General features: G+C 40.4%; 19 protein-coding genes. 1 reads left to right on the forward strand and 18 read right to left on the reverse strand.

The window, feature by feature from the left end; translation table 11 throughout:
* The first annotated feature begins 383 nt into the window (after nt 1-383).
* On the forward strand, nt 384-1,769 hold the full coding sequence (locus BMW59_RS15170; RefSeq protein ID WP_245733144.1) for an LVIVD repeat-containing protein: 1,386 nt from the start codon (nt 384-386) through the stop codon (nt 1,767-1,769).
* A gap of 178 nt (nt 1,770-1,947) precedes the next feature.
* Here the strand turns inward: BMW59_RS15170 and BMW59_RS15175 are convergent, their stop codons facing one another.
* From BMW59_RS15175 to BMW59_RS15250, 18 genes are all read right to left on the reverse strand, one after another.
* Nucleotides 1,948-3,402, reverse strand: coding sequence for an alanine/glycine:cation symporter family protein (locus tag BMW59_RS15175; protein WP_093054039.1), 1,455 nt, complete (start codon nt 3,400-3,402; stop codon nt 1,948-1,950).
* A 415-nt stretch (nt 3,403-3,817) separates the two neighbouring features.
* Nucleotides 3,818-4,102, reverse strand: coding sequence for a hypothetical protein (locus BMW59_RS15180; RefSeq protein ID WP_093054041.1), 285 nt, complete (start codon nt 4,100-4,102; stop codon nt 3,818-3,820).
* Between the two features lie 123 nt (nt 4,103-4,225).
* A complete protein-coding gene (locus BMW59_RS15185; RefSeq protein WP_093054043.1) occupies nt 4,226-5,308 on the reverse strand; it encodes a hypothetical protein in 1,083 nt (360 codons plus the stop codon).
* A 221-nt stretch (nt 5,309-5,529) separates the two neighbouring features.
* Nucleotides 5,530-6,318 (reverse strand): GNAT family N-acetyltransferase, encoded by a 789-nt coding sequence (locus BMW59_RS15190; protein WP_093054045.1) that lies wholly within the window; start codon nt 6,316-6,318, stop codon nt 5,530-5,532.
* A gap of 43 nt (nt 6,319-6,361) precedes the next feature.
* Nucleotides 6,362-6,517, reverse strand: coding sequence for a hypothetical protein (locus BMW59_RS21835; RefSeq protein ID WP_177174368.1), 156 nt, complete (start codon nt 6,515-6,517; stop codon nt 6,362-6,364).
* Between the two features lie 84 nt (nt 6,518-6,601).
* Nucleotides 6,602-7,204 (reverse strand): hypothetical protein, encoded by a 603-nt coding sequence (locus BMW59_RS15195; protein WP_093054047.1) that lies wholly within the window; start codon nt 7,202-7,204, stop codon nt 6,602-6,604.
* A 593-nt stretch (nt 7,205-7,797) separates the two neighbouring features.
* Nucleotides 7,798-8,133, reverse strand: coding sequence for a hypothetical protein (locus BMW59_RS15200; RefSeq protein ID WP_093054049.1), 336 nt, complete (start codon nt 8,131-8,133; stop codon nt 7,798-7,800).
* Nucleotides 8,134-8,162: 29 nt separating this feature from the next.
* The gene (locus tag BMW59_RS21840; RefSeq protein ID WP_177174369.1) at nt 8,163-9,512 is read right to left on the reverse strand and encodes a hypothetical protein; all 1,350 of its coding nucleotides are present in this window, start codon (nt 9,510-9,512) and stop codon (nt 8,163-8,165) included.
* Nucleotides 9,513-9,605: 93 nt separating this feature from the next.
* Nucleotides 9,606-9,869 carry a hypothetical protein gene (locus tag BMW59_RS15210; RefSeq protein WP_093054051.1) on the reverse strand — a complete coding sequence of 88 codons (264 nt, stop codon included), beginning with the start codon at nt 9,867-9,869 and terminating at the stop codon, nt 9,606-9,608.
* 528 nt (nt 9,870-10,397) lie between these two features.
* On the reverse strand, nt 10,398-10,874 hold the full coding sequence (locus BMW59_RS15215) for a hypothetical protein (protein ID WP_093054053.1): 477 nt from the start codon (nt 10,872-10,874) through the stop codon (nt 10,398-10,400).
* A gap of 41 nt (nt 10,875-10,915) precedes the next feature.
* Complete coding sequence (locus BMW59_RS15220; RefSeq protein ID WP_093054055.1) at nt 10,916-11,659, reverse strand: amidohydrolase family protein; 744 nt, start codon at nt 11,657-11,659, stop codon at nt 10,916-10,918.
* A gap of 38 nt (nt 11,660-11,697) precedes the next feature.
* Entirely contained in the window at nt 11,698-12,003 is a 306-nt protein-coding gene (locus BMW59_RS15225) for a DNA-binding protein (RefSeq protein WP_093054057.1), read from the reverse strand.
* 28 nt (nt 12,004-12,031) lie between these two features.
* Nucleotides 12,032-12,454: an NUDIX hydrolase gene (locus tag BMW59_RS15230; RefSeq protein WP_093054059.1), complete on the reverse strand. Its 423-nt coding sequence runs from the start codon at nt 12,452-12,454 to the stop codon at nt 12,032-12,034.
* 625 nt (nt 12,455-13,079) lie between these two features.
* Nucleotides 13,080-13,235 (reverse strand): hypothetical protein, encoded by a 156-nt coding sequence (locus BMW59_RS21845; protein ID WP_177174370.1) that lies wholly within the window; start codon nt 13,233-13,235, stop codon nt 13,080-13,082.
* A 298-nt stretch (nt 13,236-13,533) separates the two neighbouring features.
* Nucleotides 13,534-14,610 carry a DUF6920 family protein gene (locus BMW59_RS15235; protein WP_093054061.1) on the reverse strand — a complete coding sequence of 359 codons (1,077 nt, stop codon included), beginning with the start codon at nt 14,608-14,610 and terminating at the stop codon, nt 13,534-13,536.
* Nucleotides 14,611-14,678: 68 nt separating this feature from the next.
* Nucleotides 14,679-15,131, reverse strand: coding sequence for a MarR family winged helix-turn-helix transcriptional regulator (locus BMW59_RS15240; RefSeq protein WP_093054062.1), 453 nt, complete (start codon nt 15,129-15,131; stop codon nt 14,679-14,681).
* A 368-nt stretch (nt 15,132-15,499) separates the two neighbouring features.
* Nucleotides 15,500-15,766, reverse strand: a complete 267-nt coding sequence (locus tag BMW59_RS15245; RefSeq protein WP_245733148.1) for a hypothetical protein — start codon at nt 15,764-15,766, stop codon at nt 15,500-15,502.
* A 146-nt stretch (nt 15,767-15,912) separates the two neighbouring features.
* Nucleotides 15,913-16,257: a hypothetical protein gene (locus BMW59_RS15250; protein WP_093054063.1), complete on the reverse strand. Its 345-nt coding sequence runs from the start codon at nt 16,255-16,257 to the stop codon at nt 15,913-15,915.
* Nucleotides 16,258-16,323: the final 66 nt, after the last annotated feature.

Here is a 16,323-nt window from a genome sequence, read left to right on the forward strand (position 1 = left end):
GCTTCTTTCAGTATTATACTGCTCAGTCTTTCCCACTCTCTTTAAAAGCAGGCTCTCCAGCTTATTTTCTGCATATTTCTACAAAAAATAAAAGTTATACCCTTTATACGACAATAACTTTTCTTTTAGCGCTACAAAAGTAATAACTATTTTATTAATTGTCGAAATATTTAACACTATTATTATGGTAAAAATGTTAATTATTATATAAAATGTAATCGTTATCTACTGTATAAAAGGAGGTGTCGTCACAGTCCCTGCCAGCTTTTTAAGGAAAAGCCTGCGGGCTAAATTATCTAATTATTCAATTAATTTTATCTTCAAACTTTGGACAAACAGTTAAGCATGACTGATTAAAAAATTTTATTTCAGGAGGAAACCAGTTGAAAAATAAATTAAAAATGTATTCAGTAACGACGATGGCAGCCCTCGTATTTGCCACTCCAGTGATGGCGTGTGATATCGACGGACTCGGAAAAGGCGACTATGAATATGAAGATGGCAGCAGTTACCGCTTTGGCGACGAAGGCATGAATGAAATTCCGGTGATGGAAGGAAGCAAAAATTTTAAATACTTAAATGAATCAGCCGCTGTTCCTCTGGAGGCTTCAGACAGCGGACTGCCTGTTACAGGCGCTGATGTTTATGCACATAAAGGATACGCCTATATGGGAACCCACCGCCTCGGATCAGGTTCAAATGAAGGCATCCGCGTTTTTAATATGAAAGATCCTTCCAACCCTGTAGAAGTCGCTAAGTTTGCAGACAACCTTCCAGGAACGTGGCAGGAAAAAATTATTGTAAAGTCTGTGAACACCCCTCACTTCAAGGGTGATTTAGCAGTAGTCAGTGTTCAAAGGTTTAATGGGGATGCAGAAAAAGTCGGTACGGTTATTTATGATGTGACGAATCCTGAAAAACCGGTTGAATTAGGTTTCTGGGAAACGCCTGAAGCACACCTTAACGGCGGCGGCACTCATGAACTTTATTTAACCACCCAGGGGAATCGCGCTTTGCTGCTTGCTGCCAATTCCGGCTCTTACCGAAGATCAGGGGGAGCCATCCACGACTTTACCATTGTGGATGTCAGTAACCCGGCTGAGCCTGAAGAGCTGTTTCAGTTTGACCCGGCCACTGTGATTCCGAACGTGGACAATAACTACCGGTTTGTAGATGAACATGGGCAGTCACGATCAATTAGCGTTCATAGTGTCATTGCAGATACGACAGGGAAGTACGCCTACTTATCTGCATGGGATATGGGGACAGTTATTCTGGATATCAGCAACCCTGAAGATCCGGAATACGTCGGACGTACCTCTTTTGAAAAAGATGTTCAAGGGGCTGCCCATTCTGCGGCTTTAGCCAAGGGAGAGAATGTGCTGATTGAAACAAGAGAAGTATTTAACCCAACCCGCCACGGCTACGAACAAGGATTTGGCTATGTAAGAATTTATGATATCAAAGATAAGTCAGATCCTAAGCTGCTGAGCAACTTCCAGACGGATAATGCGGCAAATAAGACCACCGGGTATCCCGGATTCACAGTTCACGATCCTAAAGTCCAAGGAAACACACTCTTTTTATCCCATTACTTCGACGGTGTCAGGGTAGTCGATATTACCGATCCGTCTGCTCCTGAAGAAATTGGTGCTTACGTGCCGGAAAAAGCGAACATTTGGGGAGTATTCGCCCATAGAAACTATATTCTGGCTTCTGATATGGAATCTGGATTGAAAGTTTTACAAAAGAACAATAAAATTAAATAACATAAAGAGAACTCCCTGCGATGAGTGAGCAGGGAGTTCTTTTTTCTGAAGTTCTATGGATATCTCTAAGTATTCTTTATAGAGAGCTTTTATTAGAGTGGTCTTTTCCTTAGTTTGCAGCTTTTTAAAAAGCATGTGCAGGGCATTCCCTGCACATGCTAATGACCACTATTAACCCTTACTGGTCGTTCGTTTTATCCTTCTCATATTCCCTTTCCCAGTAGTCCGCATTTTTGATACCAAGTTTACGCGGATCAAACACCGGATCAATTCCACTTTTCTTTTGCTGCTCGTAATCTTTCAATGCTTTTAATGCTGGCTTTGCGAGAAGGAGAATCGCTATCAGGTTCAGCCAGACCATCAGGCCTAAGCCGATATCCCCTAGAGCCCACGCCAGGTTCGCCGTTTTAACCGCTCCATAGAAAGTGGCTGCAAGCAGGACGACCTTTACTGCAAACATCGGCAGCCTGCTGTTTTTGCCTTTTGTTAAATAAGCAATGTTTGTTTCAGCGATATAGTAATAAGCCATGATGGTAGTAAAAGCGAAGAAGAACAGGGCAACGCCGACAAACCCGGCTCCAAATCCTGGCAGGACAGATTCAATGGCAGCCTGTGTATACCCAGGGCCAGCTTCTACTCCATCAAGATTTTTTGTAAGATACGTGCCGTCCGGTGTCTGAGTATTATACATACCGGTAAATAAAATCATGAAGGCAGTTGCAGAACATACGAAGAGCGTATCGATATATACCGAGAATGACTGGACCAGCCCTTGTTTCGCAGGGTGGGACACTTCTGCGGCAGCCGCGGCATGCGGACCTGTTCCTTGGCCGGCTTCGTTGGAGAAGATCCCCCGTTTTACCCCCCAGGCAATCGCAGCCCCGACGATTCCTCCAAAGGCGGAATCCAGGCCAAACGCGCTGTTAAAAATTAAAGACAGCACTGCTGGCAGCTCGCCAATATTCATCCCCACGATGACGAGTGACAAAAGAATATAACCAAGTGCCATAAATGGAACGGCATACTGAGCGACCCTGGCGATCCGCTTGACCCCTCCAAAAATGATCGTACCGATTATGGCTACGAGAATAATGGCGGTAACGGTCGGGCTGATGCCAAATGCGTTGTCCAAACCTCCCGCAATGGAATTTGACTGAATACCCGGCATTAATAAACTCATAGCCACAAGAGCGGAGAATGCAAACAGAACAGCAAACCATTTCCAGCCTAAGCCTTTTTCAATATAGTAAGCGGGACCCCCTCGGTACTCTCCATCCTGTTTCACTTTATAAATCTGAGCCAACGTCGATTCGATGAAGGCGCTTGAGGCACCAATAAATGCAATCATCCACATCCAGAACACGGCCCCTGGCCCGCCGAAAGCGATCGCTGTCGCTGTACCGGCAATGTTACCTGTCCCGACTCTTCCTGATAAAGCAATAGATAATGCCTGAAACGATGAGATTCCTGCTTTAGAGCTTTTTCCTTTAAACATCAAAATAACCATGTCCTTAATGTGCCTAACCTGTACAAATCTCGTTAAAATAGAAAAAAGCAATCCAACTCCAAGACAGATATAAATGACCGGCGTGCTCCACAAAACCCCATTCAACCCATTAATAACCGCTTCCACCTGTTTCCCCCCTTGAAAGAAAGTTTGTATTTTTGTTCATATTTATAATATTCCTTCAAAGAATTAGTAGAATAAAATACTTTTTGCTGAACGCAACTTTATTTAGACTGGAAATGACGGTTTATAAATAAACTGATTAGATGGTTAAAAATTGAGGGGGATTTTTAAGAAGAATGGGAGCGGACGTGTTTTTAAGAGTATAACCCAGATTATAATAATTCGAATTAGCTGATTGAAAGGTGGGAATCGCCGATTGGACCCCCATTTTCGCTGATAAACATGCTATTCCGCTGATTGGATCCAATTTTGAACCGTGTAACTAATGTTTTTTCGCCTTGAACCCGCACATGAAAAAACAGCTGCCAAATTTGCAGCTGTTTTGAACTAAAATCTATACGATTCGCTGTAAAAAAATTTAGTTTTCTTTCTTGCCTTCTTCCTCAAGTTCCCTCATGCCTTCATGCGTTTGCGGAAAACCATTGTTGCCCCAGTCATTTTTATGAATGGCATCCAGTTGTGTCAGCCCTCTTTCTTCAGGTGCCTGGTCCGCATCTGCGCTTTCCACTTCATCAAGCTTTTCTTTGTTCTGCATATCCAGATCTTCACGATACTTACCTTTTTGTCTCTTTTTATAAGCTGAGGTTGCCAGTATGGCGCCGCCGGCTGAAATTAATGATCCAAAAACAAGTGATTTTCTCATTATATCCCTCCATTTTTAATATCTTTCCGCAGTACTTGTATACCCTCTTTTCCATCTTTAAAAAGTATCAATTTGATTACAATTTAATCCGACCGATAAATTAAAAAAGCTTCGTCGCATTTTTTAAAAGTCTAAAGGGGTATCCTGCAGCTTCCATCCGCCCATCAAGGAGTCTCTTATTAGCCGGAAACGGAAGGTATCATTCGTTTCCGGCTTCCCTTTTTCTTTTATTTTAAACTCTGCTTCTATTTCAAATTCAAACGGTTCTTCCGTGGAAGGGGCATGCAATTTCATCAATTTAGCGAATTCAAAGTTATTTAAATTGATTGCTCTATTGGACTCATGAGAAATTAAGCGAAATAAATCAGCGTCATTTTGGTTTAAGGCGATAAAATATAATTGCACTATTTCTTCCGCTGGAAGGCTCTTTACAAATTGATTTATTGAGCCTCCTGCTTTATGCACCATTACCTGATGGGAAAGATCTTCATTTCTTGTTGAATGAGTAAGGCTCCCTTTAAAATGAATGCAAAAATGGCCCGGGAAACCGTTGCTCAGTGCCCCGCCTCCGTGAGGCATCCCGTGCATCGAAGCTGCTATAATCTGATCCTCACAATGGATCAAAACTGCTCGTCTATTCCAGCTCCACTTGTCGTTATAAATCTTTTTCATAATATTTGTATCCTTTTTTGTGACCGGCTGGACATCCGCATGGTTACTGCCTGCTCTTCGTTGAGCATAAAAGCTTAATCCGGTCTCTAAGTCAGTGACTTTAAAAGTGGCGTACAGCGGCAGTTCTCCCTCGATCGTCTCCCACTCCACAAGTTTCCCAAAATGTTTTTTATGCAAAGCATTAAAATATCTATTCAGTTTATTCGCAGTAACGGACGGAAATTGGACTTTTTCTTTTCGCTGAACATCATAAAACTTTCCGAACTCATCCCTTACAAAAATCCTTATTATACCTCTATCTTCAAATAACAAATAATGATGTAAGTTTGGAAGTTCTGTTACTGTCTGTAATGGTTCAGCATTTATAATGGAATCAAATAACTGATCCGACGCCATAAACAGGTCAGACTGAAACACGGATTCCCCGGAGGACTTCACAACGAGCATTACCTTCCCTACAGATTCATCTGCTGCTGTCGGTAAGGGCTGTATTAAAAAAAACAATAATATAAATAACATAACGGCTTTATTCATTGATTTTCCCACCTATATTTCATTTGGACTACATACATAACTATTTGCATTTTTCGAGACCATAAACTTACAAATATATGGAAAGGAATTGTAACACCTGTCTGCGGTCACTTTTTAAGCTTACTCGTTCAGCTTTTTTCACTAAAAAACGACTTTCATGTAGAAAGCCGCGGGATTCATAAGCATTTAAACATTAAGGTGAAAAGCATGTCACCTTTAAATCAATACGTGTGCATCACCCATTTGCCTATGTCTTCAAAACCAAGCTTTTTATAAATTGTCCCTGCCTCCGGGTTGTTGTAAAAAAGGCAGAGATACTTTCCTTCCTCAAGCAGCTCAGCGCACAGCCTCATCATACAGGCCGTTGCGTACCCTTTTTTCTTATAGGCGTCGAGCGTGCAGACACCTATGACCATCGCTGACATACTGTTTTCAGCGGTTGTCATAGCTGAAGAGACCATTTGATTTCCATCTTCTATATAGTAACAGCGGGAAACGCCTTCTTCCATGTTCCGGATCAGCCCGTCAGCCCTGTCATCCTGTTTATCGAATTCAGGAATTTGGCTGTATAACTTAATAATCTTTGGAACGTCTTCAACAGCAGCCTGCTTAATTTCAACATCCGGAACGTTCATTTCTTGAAGAGCCTCACATTTAGCGTAAAATAACTCTTTTGATTTCACCGGCTGAATTGGCATGTGAGCCAATAACTGATTCACAATACCGGCGATTCCGGAAATCATTTTACCTGGCTGTTTGTCGCGGGCAATTAATGCCGCAAATCCTGCAGCATCGTATTCCCCCGGCGCATAAATGATATAATTTTCACGGTATCTCAGCATCACCGCTTTAAATTTTCCAGTCGGATCGACGTCGGCCCATAAATCCTGAAACTCTTCATTAAAACCAAAAGCTTCCACGTCTCCGATAATAAACAGATTCTCAGCCGGTTTTTCCTTTACAAACAACAGGCACTGGTCAAGGTCTTTTTCATTTAATTCACGAATCATTGATGTTTCCCCTTTTCTACGATTCCAATTATGTTTTTCTTTTTTATGGATTGTTATAATATTCGTTGAGTAAAAAGGCTGAAATTACGGCAATCGAACCTACAATAAAAACTGCTGGGCTTTCAAAATATCGCCCCAATAAAATAATTATCATACCCAGCAATACGATAATAAAGTGCAAAAGTCTGTAACGGCTCATAAACCAGTTCTTTTCTAAAATTTCCTGTCTTAAATGGAAATACCATGTAATGGTTTCCTATCACCTATATATTTACCCATCCCCTCAATCAATCACTTCAAAATTGTACTCATTAATGACACGGTTAACTATATGCCTTAATTCGGAATCACTTGGGTTATACGGTATTTCCACTTCCTCCCCCGTATTGGTTATGAAGGTATAAGCTTTTAAAGCCGCAACACTGCTATTATCCGGAGAGGTATATGTCCGCTTTACTGTTGTAATATCATCCCACAAAAAACCAGACTCCGAAAAACTGGCCAGCTCATTATAATAGATACCATGATCATCCATATAATAGTAATTTGAGACGCCAAGGGCAAACAGCGGCAGACAAAGCATTAAACTCAGAGCGTAAACCCAGACAAAACGAATGGTTTTTTCCCGTTTTTCAACCCAGACTTTAATACTTAAAAACGCTATAAGAACAAGTGGCACCCAGAGCATGCCCGCACCAAAAATAATATAGGCTGAAGCAGGAGTGGAAAAGATCCAATGGGACCTTGAAAAAAAGAATATATCCTGAAGAAGCATGACAAATACAATTGGCAGTATAAATGCAGACATAATCATTAGTACACTTGTAACGATCACTACTTTGCCCAGCTCATGATTATCCGCCTCTCTGATTGATGGCAGTTTCATAAAAATTCCCTCCAATTTACCTTATTTACTATTGAACCAAGGTTTTCCGTATGTAATATTAACGATCCTCCCCTAAGCCTTCCTTTTTAAGTAGCCATCTCTCCCCTCATCTTCCATAAAAAAAGAATTTAATTTAGTTACGTTATATAATTGGAAAATGTTTCAAAATTTTTAGGAAAATCGATGAAATACCAATTGATTTTTTAGGAATTTTTATAAAAAAGCTTTGATGGGCGTTTATAACTGAGTGTCTTTTAACTGAAAGATTTTTTGTGGAATATGGTCAACAGGATATAAATTAAGATATATTTTGTTTGCCCCTTCTAAATACTTTTTTAAATTAAAGCGGGAGTTCACTAAGAATTTTTTCATATAAGGAGCGGGTAATTGATTATTATTATCATTGATAATTTAGAACATAGTTATTTTAGAACTTTATTTTAAAACTTAATCTTCTTTTCCAGGTAAATAGTAAAGAATAAAGCATTATAATAAGTTTTATGAATCCACCTGTTTAATTCGGAGAAGGGTTAAGTTATAAAAAAAGCTGAGCCGAAGGAAACCTTCAGCTCAGTTGTTATGACATAACTATCTTACTTCAAGCGTATGACCACATTCGAGAGGCCTTTATTATTTGTGGAGACTCCAATTCCTCCCCCTCTGCCTTCCTGAATAATTTCAAATATAATTTTGTTTTTTACATCTGCTGTCTGGATTTTATAAAGTTTCTCAGAACCAGGTCCGAGATTATCTTTTTTCATTTGTTTATCTTCAGCAAAAACTGGTAGAGGTGTCTTTTTTTCTGATTCTTTATCATACGCATTAATAGTAATTTGGCGGCTATTTTGTTCATTGCTGTTTACTACTTTCACAAAAACTTCCTCGTTTCTTGCCGGAACTGTACAACGGGATACGTTCCTTTTCGCCATACAATCTCCTCCAAATAATTAGTTAATGATTATTTCTTGTTTTTATTAAGTGATTGAATAGCTTCCATTACAGCTTTACGGGTATTCTCCTCACCGTTTGATGCCATTAAATTCATAGTGTTAGTTAGAGTCGCCATAAGGTTTTCTGTATTCTGATCACCTTTAAGAGCTTCCAGTAAAGTCAGTGCAGATATAGCTGCGGCAAGTGATCCTAACGCTCCGTTATCGTTGCTTCCAACATTAATATTAATGTTATTACCAGTGCTAATATCATTGTTTTCAAATCTGGCGTCCGCTTGCGCGTCCGAATCTGAATCCGCATCGGCATCGGCTTCAGCGTCCGCATCCGCGTCCGCATCTGCTTCGGCATCCGCATCTGCTTCGGCATCTGCTTCTGCATCGGCGTCCGCATCCGCTTCGGCATCGGCTTCAGCGTCCGCATCCGCGTCCGCATCCGCTTCAGCATCGGCTTCAGCGTCAGCATCCGCGTCGGCTTCGGCTTCAGCGTCCGCATCCGCTTCCGCTTCGGCATCGGCTTCGGCATCCGCTTCAGCGTCCGCATCCGAGTCCGCATCCGCTTCAGCATCTGCTTCAGCGTCTGAATCCGCTTCGGCATCCGCTTCCGCGTCCGTATCCGCATCCGCTTCGGCGTCAGCATCCGCGTCGGCTTCCGCATCCGCTTCCGCGTCGGCTTCCGCTTCGGCATCCGCTTCCGCGTCGGCTTCCGCATCCGCATCCGCGTCCGAATCAGCATCTGCTTCGGCATCCGCTTCCGCGTCAGCATCCGCGTTGGCTTCGGCATCCGCGTCCGCATCTGCTTCGGCATCCGCATCTGCTTCAGCTTCTGCTTCAGCGTCGGCGTCAGCGTCCGCATCTGCTTCAGCATCCGCTTCAGCGTCTGAATCCGCGTCGGCATCCGAGTCCGCATCCGCGTTGGCTTCGGCATCAGCGTCTGAATCCGCTTCAGCATCAGCATCCGCTTCGGCGTCCGCATCCGCTTCGGCATCTGCATCCGCATCCGCGTCAGCATCCGCTTCAGCATCCGCATCTGCTTCAGCTTCTGAATCCGCTTCAGCGTCGGCGTTAGCTTCGGCATCTGCTTCAGCGTTCGCATCTGCTCTGGCATCGGCCGCAACATCAATGTCTATATCTGATCTTACCTCCGCTTCTGAAGTATTTTCACCTTCCACCTGCACATGCTTTATCAGATCTTCCAAGTAATTTAATTTCGAACTGAGTCTCTTTTTTCTTTTTTTGTCATTGGCGTGGTTAACCCCTTTTTTCTCTAACTGATCCAGCTTAGATTCAAGTTTGTTCTTTCTGTCGTTAAGTCTTTCTAATCTTGTATTATTATTGGAACTCCCGTTATCGTTTCTCAATAATCTTCCTCCTTTCCGAATGTATTATTATTATAGATTGGTCTTTTATAATCGGTTCTAGGTTATATACTCAAATTCCGGTTGCTCATCTAATCAGTTTTCTTCTTCCTCCAAACGGCTTGCCTCTTCTCCAGCTTTTTCATTTCTTGCTTCCGCACGTTTAATCCGTCTTTCCATTTTTTCAATTCTCTCTTGAAGTCTCTTCTTTATATTTTCATTGTGCAACGCTTCAGCTTGTAACTGTTCTAATTTATTTTGCAGTTCTTCTCTTTCTTTCTCAACATTTTCCAAAAGAGCTAGTTGTTCCATGAGCTCCTTCTGTCTCCTTCTCCTTCTCATCACCTTTTTTTCTCCCATCCCTCTTCCTCCTTTTAAAGATATATTAGTATTATAGAAGTCCAGATTTATTTGGTTCTAGGCGAATACCTGCATAAAAACGTTGATAAATTTTTCACCTGAAAAGGGTGACGTGAACTACAAAATTATATATTAAGAGCAAAAAAACAGCCTTCCAAACAAGATGGAAAGCTGTCTGATATTCCTTATTTGGTTACTTTTTGTCTGAATCCTGTGCTTCAGATTTTGAGATACGTTTTTCAAGGTTTTCTAATTTACCGGAGATCACGCGTACGAAATCTTCTGCGGTGCTGTCAATTTAGTAGAAAAAGTAATTAATGAACAAGGCGGACAATTACCTCTGGAGAGTCTGAAAGTAGAAAGTTTCCCTGAAGGTAAAGACACAGACCGATCAGTACAGTTCGGAGCCAGTTTTGCCCGAATAGCTAAAAATGAAAAAGAAGTCAGTTTGTAAATTAGTTTAAAACTCTTATTTAGGGGCTGGACTTTCCAGCCCTTTTTTTATGGCAGGATTTCCGATCTAAAAAGCTATTTCACTTTACTTAATTCTTTAGCAATTGAAGCCTTTTTCCATCTTCCATTTTTGTAGTTAGTTAACTGGATATGAAAGTAGTTAATATACTCAATGATTGCAAAGCCGTAAATAAGTATCATAACAACGAAAATGCCAAAGGTAAGTGAAGGTTCCAAAATAAGTTCAATAAAAATAGTTACAGGGACTAAACTTAATAGCAGTAAATTAATTATTTTTAACCAGCGAAGCAGGTTTGAAAAATAAGCTGGAAATGGCGGATGAGTTCGCAGGTGTTGCCATTTCATAAACCAGTAGATGCTTGCCTGCAGTAATATAAATAGTAATATAAAAAATGCCAGGAACAGAGAGTAACTTTCTTCCCTATTAAAAGAGAAAGAGAAAAATAAAAAGGTAAAAACGAGGATGGCGGACAATTCTCCCGTAAATAAATAAACAAGTCTTCCATTCAAGCTTTTACGATTAGCCCTCATTCCCATCCCCCCTGATTTTTTAAAGCTCATAAAGACCTTCGCTATTTTCTATACCAGTTAAGCGCATTTTTGTATAAAACCTTTTCGGCCTCCTCTTCCCCCAAGACCTCAATTACAATTTCCACATCAGACAGTCGAAACGGCCTGTCGGCCCTGGTGGACGGAAGGTCGGTTCCGAACATGAGAGCGTCCGGATTGACAGAATAAATGCGTTTAATCGCCCTCCCCGGGTCAATATCAATCCGTCCAAAGCCAGTCGCCTTGACTTTCACCCCTTTGTCCACGAGTGATAAAAGAGTGTCAAACCCTTCCTTGGATAAGCCGAGGTGGTCGATAGAGACCGCAGGCAGATTTTCAATAACTGGTCTAATCTCTGGCAAGTGAATTGAGTTAATATATAATTCCGTATGCCAGTTGCAGAGGTCATAAACTCTTTTTGCAACATAATCCAATCGGGAAATATCTTCAGAGCCGCCGCGGTTCACATTAAAACGGACAGCTCTAATTCCTGCATCATTCAGTCTCATAATCTCTTCATCCGGCGTACCAGACGGAAGCTGTGTCACTCCGAAAAAGTTTTCACCGAGGGTTTTTAAAGCGTTAATCAAATAAGACTGGTCAAAACCCTGAAAGGAGCCTGATACGACAGCTCCGCCCATCACATTGAGCGGGCCGGTCTTCTGTAAGTAATCATCACAGGCAAAATAATCGGGCACATACCCTTCGTTAGGTATTAAGGGAAACCTCTGATCGATGATATGTAAATGTGCGTCAAAAACAGTCATAGAATACCTCCTAAGCAGCAGCCCTCTTCGAAAACAGATCAGCTTCCTTTTTCACCGAGCCACTGGCGGAGCTTTTGCCTATGGTAATACACTTTTCCGTTGACCTTCACATGCGGAATATCAGGAAACTCATTAATAAGTGCTTGAGCATCTTCTTTTGATAAACCAATATGGTGGTGAACCTCTTGTTCGGGGATTAAATAGTTGCTGAATCCGTCTTCAGCCTGTTCATCCCACATTTTTCCAAGAGAGTGTGTGGCATCCGGGTTTTTAAAGTTTTCGAGCCCGCGCCCGATAAAGTAACCTGCTGCTGCGATTCCTAATCCTAAAAAAATAAAATCCATTCTCTAACCACCTTTCTCAACCCAACGGTTAATGTGAAAATATTAAATGCAAATAGCCGCCATGCCCTCTTATCAGATTCCCTTCCTCCGCCGCCGAAATCCAAAAGAAGCGAAATGTTAATCCTTCTTCTTCTCCACCTCCGGCTGGGTTCCACACCCATTCATCCGGAGCATCTGATACAGTGAGTTTATAAAAATATCTGTGATGAACCGCTCCATCTTCATTTTTCCAAAGATCTTCGGCTAGTATACCGTTTAACTGAACGTGGTTTAATCCTGTTTCCTCTTTCATTTCTCTTATCACTCCCTCTTCAGGAGCCTCTTCAGGTTCCACCGTGCCTTTCGGTATTTGAACGCCCGCTTCCGGAACAGGGTGCTGAAAAACTAACACCTGTACGCGGCCGTCTTTAACACGTGTGACATAGCCGTAAGCTTTTTTAACCGGGATGATTGGTCACCTCCTTCCAATTATCATGAAAAATATAATTAATGTGCCGGCTACTTATTTCTCGATTTCTTAATACGGTAGTTAATCGCATAGAGAGCTCTGCCCAGCAAGATAACCTGACCGGTTAAAAGTGTAAATGCGACCGCACTTCGTCCTGATTCATGAGGATAAGAATAATCACATAGACGATCATTGAACACAAACCGCCAGCACAAAAATAGTAAATTTATTGGTTGGTGTGAGTTTGATCTATATCTTAAAGCGTTGATTTCTCTTTCTTAATTACGGATAACTAATTGAATTGTTTCAATATTTTTTATTTATTAGGAAAAACCTTCTTATTTATAATCGTTCAAATAAACTGATTGAATGGGTAAAATCGCTGATTGAATGAATTTTCGCCGATTGAATTAAATTTTCGCTGATTGAATCATATTTCTGGTTAAAAAAATCCTCTCCTCCCCCACTTAAAACTTTCTGGTATAATTAAAAACCATCAACTTACCCTATTATCATTAAAAAAGAGAGGAAGCACCTCACTTAATGAGAAAAAAAGCTAAAACAGGTAGTCAAAACGACAAAAATCCATGCCGGCTTAATTACGGCATGGATCTCTAAAAACTTCATTCTAATCTTCATCATTCATTCGTCTGTCAAAATTAAATTCTGCTCTGTAGTCAAATTCTTCAGATGCTTCGGTGTCTCTGCAGGTTTCCCGTCTGTCGGCACCCTCAAATTTCTTTTCTTTATGCTTGTTTAATTGATTTTTATCTTTTTTGTTCACACAAAAAACCTCCTTCCCTGTCAAGTAGGTTTAGCTTATGGAGGCGTAAAGGTTCTTATTCCGTCCCACTGCTGCTTAAAAGAATCGATAATTTCATAAAAAAGCTAGCTCCCGTTTTCGACAAAAGGAAAAAATATCAAGTAGGAGATAATCATAGGATATAAGGAAAAGACACAGCACCATATTTGTCCATTCCCTTTAATAGTTTAGCCCTTTTAATTCGGATGATAAAAACCCAAAAGCTCTTCCCCGCACACTGCAAGCAGGTGGCATCCCTTAACCTGTATCAACTGCTGTTTTAAAACTTTATATCGTAAATAGAGACTTTATACCATGTAAAAATGTCATCATCCAACACATAAGAAACGTCAATATCTGTTGGTATTTTGACGCCGTTAATTACAGAAAATTCATTGGCTTTTCCTATACATTCAAGATATGAATCTGTGCTGCCGTCATATCGCCAGGCTCGACTGCTGAAAAAATCCCCGTCCTCATTAAAAAAGAAATCAGCTGTTCCCGTTGCACCTTTATAATTCATAGTGGCTCTGGCCGAATGGTCACCAAGTTCTTCCCATGTGATATAAGGACTTAAGGCCGCCCAGGGGTACCAGGCCATTTCCAGTAAATATCTTTGAAGAGTTGACTGATCTATCTTATCATCGTTTTCAACGTTTGCGACCGACACTAAAGAAGCGAGTTTCATTTGCATGCTTCCTTTCCCATTCTTATATAAATCCCTCCCTTTCACTGTTATGAACGGATTCATTTCCATATCGATTTTCCACAAAAAACCAGGTTCCTCAGTTGTGACGTACTGGTGAGCCTTTGCGTTATACCACTCTTTCTGATCGGGTTTCAGTTTTAATTTCGCATAATGTTTGAAATCCATAGTTGAATGTATTTCTTTTCCTACTGCACCACTATTAGAAATCCACCGCTGGACAGATTGAGGGAGGTCTTCCATCATATCTTCACTAATTACTTGTGTGCTGCCTGTACTTTTTCTTGTAAGATCAACTATTTCCTTTTCTATTGCCGTGTTCAATGACGAGTCGGCATAGGCAAATATTATGGCTGCTCCAATAATAATATTTGCTGCAGCCCCCGCTTTGGCGTCTCCCCAAGTCATGACAATAAGTATTTGAGAGACAATAACCGCTGCTATTCCTACTTTCCACCAATGATCACTATTTATTAGAAGTAATACAGACGAAATAATGAGCACAATTCCTGTTCCCATCCAGACTAAGGCCTGCCCCCTTGAGATCGAGATAGAGAGTTCACTCAGTTGTAACAAATTAAAACCTTTCAAAAACCCTAAAAGATGAATAAGACCATGAATCACTATAATAATGAGGAGTGCTATTTTCATTTTAAATCCACCTCTTTCTTTATAGATTAAAAATACAAATTTACAGATACAGAAAACTAAGACAGTTATTATTTGTTTAAGTTTTCCAATGATGTAATCATTTTATTAATAACTCGTTTGGTTACAGCCAGTTCTTCTTCAGTTAAATCATAAAACAGATTCGTAAGGAATTCATTACTTTCTCCCTCCTGTTCCTTCCAGAATTCAGTACTTTTCTTGGTGAGTGTAAGTCTTAAAACACGCCTGTCCTTCATGTCTTTTGAAAATTCAATAAACCCATTTTTTTCAAGTTTATTAGCCACCTGCTTGGCATTCTGGTGGGAAGTTCCCATCAGATCAGCTACTTCGCCGAGTGCAGGAGTACGTTCCCCGGAATACATGATCATAGCCGTTAAAAACCATTGCCGAAGGGTCATTCCTTCTTTTCCAGCCAGCCATTGATCCCCTTTAGCCTGCAATTTATTTACCAGCAAAAAGAGACTTCCAAAAATATATTTCTTATTATCTGATTGATTATCCATAAATTTCCCTCCTATATATGTAATATATTACATATCTATTTAAAAAACTGTCCTATTCATGACATTTTAATGAACAAATAAAACCTTTATCTTTCATCCTTGAAACTCTGCTCGAGGATCATTTTAAAAAACCTCGTGTTTCTGCATATTTTAGGCGCCTTAATTTAAAGTCTTTTCATTTTATTGCTCAACAAAAAACCTCCTCCCATATTTTAGTTATAATTCTCTTATGGAAGCAGGCTGATTTATTATTTATAAACAAAACCATTCTCACTATGAGCACCGGGTAATTAAAAAGGCGCGGCGATTAAAAGGGATTTTATCCGTTCTGCAAAAAATAGGTCGCATGACTAGTTTCTTTCCCTTAATTATGGTTTTCCTCCAAGCATGCCGAAAATCATGTATCCTAAAAACATAAAAATAAAAAAGCTGAAAGTTATCAAAATATTTGCTGCCATACCAAATTTACTTTTACCAATGTACCCGAATACCGTACCTAATGGATTTAAAATAAAAGTCAAAAGCCAATAGCTATATCCATATTGAAAAATTATATTAGGAATCCATACCGCTACTCCCATAAATAAACAGACGAAAGACAGGGTCGCCCATACATTACTTGATTGCTTTTCCAAATTGCTTCCACTCCTCCATAATCAGTTATCTTTTACGGAAATATCACATTTTTTAAAACCTGAAGCCTGGGACGGTGGAATAGGAAGAGTGTTTAATAAGTAGTCCTTCTTTTTAAGAAGGTTTGGCAGTCGCACTGGAAAAGATGTTAATCCATAATCTCTACTTGTTCTAACTTCAGATTTTCCCCTGTGAACACACCCGTTTCAGAGTTCACGGAGGCAGAAGAGATAACGGTAACATACTCTTCATTAATCTCAATAAGGTTCCAAACATTTTCATTTTCCACAAAAACTTCGCCTTCTACCGGAGGGGGCTCTATGGTCCTGACTTTAATAAAGTGAGAACCCTCTTCCCTGTATTTATCAACTATCTTTACTGCTTCAGTAAAAGTATGATTTTTTGCTTTTAATGTTTTCGAACTAAAAGCGATCGTAGCTGAGCTGAAAATCAACAGGATGGTGAAAAAAATATAGACTGATCTCCTTTTCAAGAATCTCCCCTCCTTTGACAGATTAATAGTTTTATAAAATGATGCCTCTTAAAATCCTGACTTTCC

This window comes from Salipaludibacillus aurantiacus (assembly GCF_900111295.1).
GTDB lineage: Bacteria > Bacillota > Bacilli > Bacillales > Salisediminibacteriaceae > Salipaludibacillus > Salipaludibacillus aurantiacus.

What these genes read in the sequence shown, in the direction of transcription:
- BMW59_RS15180 (WP_093054041.1), bottom strand. Translation starts at nt 4,102, where the DNA reads ATGAGAAAATCACTTGTTTTTGGATCATTAATTTCAGCCGGCGGCGCC.
- BMW59_RS15185 (WP_093054043.1), bottom strand. Translation starts at nt 5,308, where the DNA reads ATGAATAAAGCCGTTATGTTATTTATATTATTGTTTTTTTTAATACAG.
- BMW59_RS15190 (WP_093054045.1), bottom strand. Translation starts at nt 6,318, where the DNA reads ATGATTCGTGAATTAAATGAAAAAGACCTTGACCAGTGCCTGTTGTTT.
- BMW59_RS21835 (WP_177174368.1), bottom strand. Translation starts at nt 6,517, where the DNA reads ATGAGCCGTTACAGACTTTTGCACTTTATTATCGTATTGCTGGGTATG.
- BMW59_RS15195 (WP_093054047.1), bottom strand. Translation starts at nt 7,204, where the DNA reads ATGAAACTGCCATCAATCAGAGAGGCGGATAATCATGAGCTGGGCAAA.
- BMW59_RS15200 (WP_093054049.1), bottom strand. Translation starts at nt 8,133, where the DNA reads ATGGCGAAAAGGAACGTATCCCGTTGTACAGTTCCGGCAAGAAACGAG.
- BMW59_RS15210 (WP_093054051.1), bottom strand. Translation starts at nt 9,869, where the DNA reads ATGGGAGAAAAAAAGGTGATGAGAAGGAGAAGGAGACAGAAGGAGCTC.
- BMW59_RS15215 (WP_093054053.1), bottom strand. Translation starts at nt 10,874, where the DNA reads ATGAGGGCTAATCGTAAAAGCTTGAATGGAAGACTTGTTTATTTATTT.
- BMW59_RS15220 (WP_093054055.1), bottom strand. Translation starts at nt 11,659, where the DNA reads ATGACTGTTTTTGACGCACATTTACATATCATCGATCAGAGGTTTCCC.
- BMW59_RS15225 (WP_093054057.1), bottom strand. Translation starts at nt 12,003, where the DNA reads ATGGATTTTATTTTTTTAGGATTAGGAATCGCAGCAGCAGGTTACTTT.
- BMW59_RS15235 (WP_093054061.1), bottom strand. Translation starts at nt 14,610, where the DNA reads ATGAAAATAGCACTCCTCATTATTATAGTGATTCATGGTCTTATTCAT.
- BMW59_RS15240 (WP_093054062.1), bottom strand. Translation starts at nt 15,131, where the DNA reads ATGGATAATCAATCAGATAATAAGAAATATATTTTTGGAAGTCTCTTT.